Annotated in this window: 1 protein-coding gene; it reads right to left on the bottom strand. The window is 35.5% G+C overall.

The window, feature by feature from the left end; genetic code table 11:
* Nucleotides 1–267: 267 nt before the first annotated feature.
* A complete protein-coding gene (locus GQY27_RS21195; RefSeq protein ID WP_160037247.1) occupies nucleotides 268–627 on the bottom strand; it encodes a hypothetical protein in 360 nt (119 codons plus the stop codon).
* Between the last annotated feature and the right edge of the window lie 248 nt (nucleotides 628–875).

The raw sequence follows: 875 nt of genomic DNA on the forward strand, positions 1-875 counted from the left end.
GAAAAGGTCTTCCTTTTTGCTATTTATCTATTTACACAAAATATTTTACGCTCTCTGCTTTACCCTTCCTTTGTTCTTTCCACTCTACTAAGTTAGCCATATCTTTATAAACAACGCTAAAAGTTAAGGATGAGTTACATGTTAACTTCAACTGTTGTGCCCGTTTACATGACTAAAAGGGAGCAGCGGCCGACTGGCAACCTGCTCCCTGCTGTGTTTAACTAACGTTTTTCCGTTAGTTGAACAATATTACTACTCTCCTGCAAGCTATTTGAGAAACAATCTTTGGGAGATAGTTTTACTTATTTCTTCAGGGTTTCTAACATCAATGATTAACTTTGATATTTTAAATTTACCAACAGGAAAATTATTTAAGTCAAAATGAAGGGTATCAACCTCATTATTAAAAAAGTAGAGATGGTAACCTCCATTGAATCTAAATAATCCATTTCTTTTTCCTCCAAAAGAAGCACCATAAAGCTTGAAAGCATTTGGTATGGGTCTACCTGTTGTAATCCCCTTAATCGAAGAGTATGGAATTTGTAACCCTTTATCTAATTTTAAAAAGGGCGAATTTCCAAGATTGATAATTAAATGAGTTTCCATTAATTGAATTGTATGTTCCATTCGTTTAGTCCCACCATTTCATAACTTTCTAGTATTGTTGGAATATATTTACATATTATACCATAGAAAATCTTATTTATAAGGATTTACTCAAGAACTGAACATACAACCGAATATTCCGCCGGTTGCATGATGGAATATTACATTATCCTGCCGGGTCGAACGTACCTGCCGGTGGGACTTGATCCCGAGCGCTATAATGTTCACCCCTACTTGTCATGACCATGATTGAGGCTGGTTGGGACATA

Origin of the sequence: Paenibacillus sp. An7 (genome assembly GCF_009870785.1) — a bacterium.
Classification (GTDB): Bacteria; Bacillota; Bacilli; order Paenibacillales; family Paenibacillaceae; genus Paenibacillus.

Excerpts from the sequence above, each read along its gene's own strand:
- GQY27_RS21195 (WP_160037247.1), bottom strand. The coding sequence starts at position 627 with ATGGAACATACAATTCAATTAATGGAAACTCATTTAATTATCAATCTT.